Raw genomic sequence first — 6,000 nt, forward strand, 5'->3', positions numbered from 1 at the left:
GTCGCGGCCTTGGCCCGGCCGCGGGGGGCGGACAGGGGAGCGTCATGATGGCGGAAAGCATAACGGGGGGCAATCCGTGGCCGGTGGCCTGGTCAGGCCAGGGCCGCCAGGGTCAGCGGATCGCCGGCGCCGGCGAATCTCTGCTGCAGGGTCGCCGTGAAGATCGTGTCGTCCGGGCCGGCGGCGACGGCGAAGAGGGTGATGCAGGAGCGGAACTTCAGGTCGTCCGGGCTGCCGAAGATTTCTTGCGGTGTTTTGGCGGGGTGGGTGGCGACGAGCCCGGCGCATTCGACCAGGCGCGGGCCGAGGGTCGGGTGGGCGAGGAAGGCGCGGGCGTCGTCGAGGTTCTCGAGGCCGTAGTGCAGGGCGGTGGGGCTGCGGCCGAGGCTGCGGAGCTGGGGGAAGACGAACCACATCCAATGGCTGCGCTTGCGCCCCGCGCGGAGCTCGTGGCGGACGGCGTCGAGCACGGGGTCTTGGGCGTCGAGGAAGCGCTGTGGATCGAGCATGGGGCGCAGGTGGTGCGGCGATTGGTAGGCTACAAGAACAAAAATAGATGAGGGAGGTTTGGAGGGAGAATACTTTCTCCCTCCATTCTTACTGTTCGATGTTGCTGTGGCTCGCGACGAGGTTGGCGAATTTTGCCGGATCGATGTCGATCCCCAACCCCGGCGCGTCCGGCACCGAGACGGTCCCATCCGCGTCCAGTTGTGGCCGTCCGCAGAGGTCGAGCAGCGGGTTGGGCCCGGCGTCGAATTCGAGGAAGGGATAGCTGCCGAGCTTCGCCCCGCTGCGGATGGCCGGCAGCGTCGCGGTGAGGTGCAGCGCCGCCTGGAAGTTGACGATGCCGCCCCAGACATGGGGGACGACGGGGCGCTCGAAGATCTCGCCCAGCATGGCGACGCGCTTCGTGCCCGTCAGGCCGCCGCAGATGGCGATGTCGGGCTGCAGCACGTCCATGCAGCCGGCCTCCAGGAAGGGCAGGAAGGCCGCGGCGCTGCCGAAGGTCTCGCCGCCGGCCAGGGACGGCGTCAGATGCGGCGCCAGCATGCGGTAGCCGGCCAAGTCGTCGGGGATGGTGGGCTCCTCGATCCAGAGCAGGTTGGCCTCCTCCATCCGGCGGGCGGCGGCCAGCGCGGCGCGGGGGGCGTAGGACTGGTTGAAGTCCAGCATCAGCGTGCCGTCGGTGCCCATCAGGCGGCGGATCGACAGGGCCATGGCGGCGTCGTCGGCCGGGTCGAAGCCGCTGCGCAGCTTGATGGCGCGGAAGCCGGCGCGGAGGTATTTCTCCGCGTCGCGCTCGAAGTCGCGATAGGGGTGGCCGCCGGGCTTGAAGAAGGGGCCGGAGGCATAGGCCGGGATGCGGTCGCGGATCCGCCCGCCCAGCAGGGTGCTGAGCGGCACGCCCTGCTGCCGCGCCGCCAGGTCGTGCAGCGCGATGTCGAGGCCGGAGACCGCGATCAGCGCCGGGCCGCCGCGGTCGGTGCCGGCGGCGTCCAGCATGGCGTGCCAGTGGCGCCCGATGTGCTGCGCGTCCTGGCCCAGCAGCAGCGGGGCCAGGCGGGTCTCGATGATGGCCCTGGCCGCCGCCGGCCCCTGCCAGCATTCGCCCCAGCCCGAACGGCCCTCGGTGTCGAGGACCTGCACCAGCAGGGTCTCGCGCCGGTCGAAGAAGACCAGAGCATTGCCGATGACCTCGGGCAACGGGGCGACCAGGTGGAAGAGGCGGATGGCGGCGATGGTCATGCTTTATGCTCCAGGGGCGGCAGGGCGCTGCTGCATCATCTCGCGCATGCTGCGGCCGAGGATCAGGATGGCGATGGCGGTGGCCGCCATGGCGCCGGCGAGGAAGAACAGGGCGCCGGCGAAGCCGCCCGTGGCGTCGCGCACCCAGCCGATGATGCTGGGGCCGAAGAAGCCGCCGGTGCTGCCGACCGAGTTGATCAGCGCGATGCCGGCCGCGGCGGCGGCCCCCGTCAGCAGGGTGGTCGGGAAGATCCAGATATTGGGCGAGGCGCCGCCGATGCCGGCCGCCCCGATGGTCAGGCCGAGCAGGCCGATCAGCGGGTCGCTGGAGAATGCGGCGATCAGGAAGCCGACGGCGCTGGCGAAGAAGGGCCCGGCGGCGTGCCAGACGCGCTCGCCGGTCTTGTCGGCATGGCGGCCGACCAGGATCATGGCCAGCGCCATGAAGGCCGAGGGGATGGCGGCGACGAAGCCGGTCTGCACGGTGGACAGGCCGAAGGCGCGGATGAACTGGGGCATCCAGATGGCGATGCCGGTGGTGCCCATGACCAGGCCGACCGCGATGGCGCACATCAGCAGCACCCGGCCATCGGTCAGCGCCCGTCCGATGCTGAATTTTTCTTTCTGTTCCTGGGCGGCGCGCTCCGTTGCCATGCGCGACGACAGCCAGCCGCGCTCGTCGGCGGTCAGGAAGGTCGCCGTCTCCGGGCGTTCCGGCAGGGCGATGGCGACGACGACGCCCATGATGACGGCGGGCATGGCCTCGATGATGAACATCCACTGCCAGCCGGCCAGGCCCTGCAGCCCGTTCATGTGCTCGATGATCAGGCCGGAGACCGGGGCGCCGATCACCGAGGAGAGCGGCACCGCGATGTTGAAGGTGGCAAACATCCGCGCCCGGTATTCACGCGGGAACCACAGCGTCATGTAGAAGATCATGCCGGGGAAGAAGCCGGCCTCGGCGGCGCCGAGCAGGACGCGGACGACGTAGAAGCTGGTCGGGTTCCAGACGAAGGCGGTGGCCGCCGAGAGCAGGCCCCAGGTGATCAGGATGCGGGCGATCCAGATCCGCGCGCCGAAGCGCACCAGCATCAGGTTGCTGGGCAGCTCGCACAGCACATAGCCCAGGAAGAAGATGCCGGCGCCGAAGCCGAAGGCCGAGGCGCTGAAGCCCAGGTCCTGGTTCATGGTCAGCGCGGCGAAGCCGATATTCACGCGGTCCAGGAAGGCCGCGAAATAGCAGACCATCAGGATGGGCAGGATGCGCCAGGCCGCCTTGGCGATGATGTCGGGACGGTCGTGCGGGCTGGCTGTCGGGGCCGCCATGGTGGGATTTCCTCTCCGGAACGCACGGGCTGCGCCGCGCTTGGTGGTCATTGTCCCTCCGTCATCGGATCATTGACATCGACAATCAAATGGGATGTTTCAAACTCATCATATTGGAAAAGCTGATATCGCCATGCGGGTGACGCTCGCCCAGCTCGAGGCCTTCTTCTGGACGGTGCAGCTGGGCTCGGCGCAGCGCGCGGCGCAGCACCTGAACCTGGCGCAGCCCACGCTTTCTTTGCGTTTGAAGGACCTGCGGGAGGCGATCGGCGTCGAGATCCTGGAGCGCAGCGGCCGCGGCCTGCGCCCGACGCCGGAGGGGCGCGCGCTGCTGCCGCGGGTCGCCGCCATCATGGCGGAGCTGCGCGGCATCGGCGGCGCCGATCCGGCGCGCGACATCGCGGGGCCGATCCGCGTCGGCCTGGCCGAGGGCTTCGCCGTCACCTGCCTGCCACCCTTGCTGGCCGCCTTGAGAGAGGACCATCCGGCGCTGCAGCCGGAATGGGTGGTCTCGACCAGCACGGTGCTGGAGACGGCGCTGCTGCGCGACACGCTGGACATCGCCGTGCTGCTGAACCCGATCGGCGACGAGCGGCTGTCGATGACGCCGCTGGGCTCGCAGCCGACCAGCTGGGTGGCGCCGGCGGGCTGGGGGCTGGCGGGGCCGGTCAGCCCGCGCGACCTGTGGGATGTGCCGGTGATCTCCAACCCGCCGCCGGCGGCGATGCACCGGCAGATCAGCGGCTGGTTCGCGACCGCCGGCATCGCGCCGCGGCGCCTCTCCGCCTGCACCTCGGTCGCGGTGATCGCCGAGCTGGTGGCGGGCGGCATCGGCGCCGGGCTGCTGCCGGTGCGGATGGCGACGCGCTATGTCGCCGAGGGCAGCATGACGCTGCTGGCGGCGAACCCGCCGGTGGAGAATGGCCGCCTGTTCACCACCTACCGCATGGGGGTGGAGGAGCCGAAGGTGATGGCCGTCGCCCGCGCCATCTCCCGCGTGCTGGCCAGCATCGACTACCTGCAGCCCTGAGCCTCGTCAGGCCAGCGCCGGAACGATCTGCTGCTCGACGAGCTCGTGCAGCGCCCGGGCATGGCCGCCGGCGCCGCCCGAGCGCTGGTTGGGGTCGGAGGTCATGACGACGGAAAGCCCCAGATCGGGCAGGATATGCGCCATCTGCCCGCCGAAGCCCCAGGCGTAGAAACGCCTCTCGCGGCCGACCGGGCGCAGGAACCAGCCATAGCCATAGGCGTCGCCGGTGAAGGCGGACGCCGTGCGCGGCGTCCAGCAGGCGGCGATCCAGTCGGGGCGCAGCACGTTCTGGCCGTCCAGCCGATGCATCTCGGCATAGCGCAGCAGCCCGCGCGGCGAGACCAGCATGTCGTTGCCGCCGAAGAAAATACCCTGCGGGTCGCGCGGCCAGGGCGGCAGGGCGATGTCGAGCGGCTCCCCCAGCCAGTCGCGCGCCAGGGCATGGGTGGAGCGCCCCGTCACCCGGGTCAGGATCGCCGAGAGCAGATGCGTGTTGCCGGTGGAATAGAGCATCGGCCCGCCCGGCTCGGCGACGAAAGGCCGGGCGAGGGCGGCGCGCACCCAGTCGCGGCTGGCGACCCATTGGCCGTAATAGGCGCCCGAGGTGCGCTCCAGCCCCGCCTGCATCGACAGCAGATTGCCGATGGTGACGCGGGCGAGGCGCGGATCGGGATTGGTCGGCAGGCGGTCGCGCAGGATCGGCGCGATGGGCTGCTCCGGCCCGTCGAGATGGCCACGGGCGATGGCGATGCCGACCAGCGTGGCGATCACCGATTTCGACACCGACTTGACATTGGCCGGGCGGTCGAGGGGCGGCCCGCGGTAATGCCGCTCGGCGATGACCTGGCCGTGCTGGGCGATGATCAGGTTGTGCAGCGGCGCCAGGCCTTCAGCGGCGGCCAGCGCCGGGCCCAGGCGCGGATCGGCCTCGGCGCGGGCGGCCAGCGGCAGCAGGGCGGGCGTGGCAAGCAGCAGGCGTCGGGTCAGCATCTTTTGCATGTGGCGCGGCGATGCCGCGCGGGAAGGCTGCGTTACGCTTTGCCAAGATCCGGCAGCGGGCGGGCGGCTTCGGCATAGCCGTCCCAGGGGTCGGCGCGCTTCAGCCGGTTCAGCGCCGTCGCGATGGTGAAGGCCTGTGGGTCCAGCTTCGGGCCGAGCTCCTTCCAGCCGACCGGCATGGAGACCGTGGCGCCAGGCCGCGCCCGCGGCGACCAGGCCGCCACCGCCGTGGCGCTGCGGTCATTGCGCAGATAATCCAGAAAAATCTTGCGGGGGCGGGCCTTCTTGGCGAGCGTCGTGGTGTAGCGGTCGGGCTTCGCCTCGCGCATCACGTCGCAGAGCGCCTTGCAGAAGGCCTTGGCCTCGGGCCAGGCGGCGCCGGGGGTCAGCGGCACCACCACATGCAGCCCCTTGCCGCCGGTGGTCTTGACGAAGGCGCCGAGGCCCAGCTGCTCCAGGTGTTTCCTGAAGTCCCGCGCGGCGGCGATGACATCACCGAAAGAAGTCCCTTCGCCGGGGTCGAGGTCGAAGACCAGCCGGTCGGGATGCTCGACATCCGCGGCCGTCGCACCCCAGGGATGGATTTCCAGCACCGCCGCCTGGGCCAGGGCGGCGAGGCCCGCGGCATCGTCCAGCGCCAGATAGGGGTCCTTCTCGCCCGCCACCGTCACCTCCCGCAGCAGAGAGGACGTCCCGCGGCCGGCATGGCGCTGGAAGAAGCGCGGTCCGTCGATGCCGTCGGGCGCACGGATCAGCGAGACCGGGCGGCCGCCGGCATAGGCCAGAAGCTTCGGCGCGACGGCAGCGTAGTAGTCGGCCAGCTGCTGCTTGGTGATCTTGTCCGCCGGCCACAGCAGCTTGTCGGGGTTGCTCAGCCTGGGGCCGGGGGTGGGCTTGGC

The 6,000-nt window shown here is 70.6% G+C and carries 6 protein-coding genes; 1 reads left to right on the forward strand and 5 read right to left on the reverse strand.

What is annotated here, in order from left to right:
* Positions 1-92 precede the first annotated feature (92 nt).
* From GVN67_RS10610 to GVN67_RS10620, 3 genes are all read right to left on the reverse strand, one after another.
* Positions 93-509, reverse strand: a complete 417-nt coding sequence (locus GVN67_RS10610) for a DUF1810 domain-containing protein (RefSeq protein ID WP_159995617.1) — start codon at positions 507-509, stop codon at positions 93-95.
* Positions 510-597: 88 nt separating this feature from the next.
* Positions 598-1,746 (reverse strand): mandelate racemase/muconate lactonizing enzyme family protein, encoded by a 1,149-nt coding sequence (locus GVN67_RS10615; protein WP_159995619.1) that lies wholly within the window; start codon positions 1,744-1,746, stop codon positions 598-600.
* A 3-nt stretch (positions 1,747-1,749) separates the two neighbouring features.
* Positions 1,750-3,072, reverse strand: coding sequence for an MFS transporter (locus GVN67_RS10620; RefSeq protein WP_159995621.1), 1,323 nt, complete (start codon positions 3,070-3,072; stop codon positions 1,750-1,752).
* 133 nt (positions 3,073-3,205) lie between these two features.
* Here GVN67_RS10620 and GVN67_RS10625 point away from each other — a divergent pair, with 133 nt between their 5' ends.
* Positions 3,206-4,102 carry a LysR family transcriptional regulator gene (locus GVN67_RS10625; protein ID WP_159995623.1) on the forward strand — a complete coding sequence of 299 codons (897 nt, stop codon included), beginning with the start codon at positions 3,206-3,208 and terminating at the stop codon, positions 4,100-4,102.
* Positions 4,103-4,108: 6 nt separating this feature from the next.
* Here GVN67_RS10625 and GVN67_RS10630 read toward each other — a convergent pair whose 3' ends face one another.
* Both GVN67_RS10630 and ligD read right to left on the reverse strand, forming a co-directional pair.
* Positions 4,109-5,092, reverse strand: a complete 984-nt coding sequence (locus GVN67_RS10630; RefSeq protein WP_235035226.1) for a serine hydrolase — start codon at positions 5,090-5,092, stop codon at positions 4,109-4,111.
* A gap of 41 nt (positions 5,093-5,133) precedes the next feature.
* The coding region (gene ligD / locus GVN67_RS10635) for a non-homologous end-joining DNA ligase (RefSeq protein WP_200845218.1) at positions 5,134-6,000 on the reverse strand (867 nt) is incomplete at its 5' end.

The sequence above is a fragment of the Roseomonas sp. 18066 genome (genome assembly GCF_902706185.1).
In the GTDB taxonomy this organism is placed as follows: domain Bacteria; phylum Pseudomonadota; class Alphaproteobacteria; order Acetobacterales; family Acetobacteraceae; genus Pseudoroseomonas.

Excerpts from the sequence above, each read along its gene's own strand:
- GVN67_RS10620 (WP_159995621.1), bottom strand. The coding sequence starts at position 3,072 with ATGGCGGCCCCGACAGCCAGCCCGCACGACCGTCCCGACATCATCGCC.
- GVN67_RS10630 (WP_235035226.1), bottom strand. The coding sequence starts at position 5,092 with ATGCTGACCCGACGCCTGCTGCTTGCCACGCCCGCCCTGCTGCCGCTG.
- GVN67_RS10615 (WP_159995619.1), bottom strand. The coding sequence starts at position 1,746 with ATGACCATCGCCGCCATCCGCCTCTTCCACCTGGTCGCCCCGTTGCCC.
- GVN67_RS10625 (WP_159995623.1), top strand. The coding sequence starts at position 3,206 with ATGCGGGTGACGCTCGCCCAGCTCGAGGCCTTCTTCTGGACGGTGCAG.
- GVN67_RS10610 (WP_159995617.1), bottom strand. The coding sequence starts at position 509 with ATGCTCGATCCACAGCGCTTCCTCGACGCCCAAGACCCCGTGCTCGAC.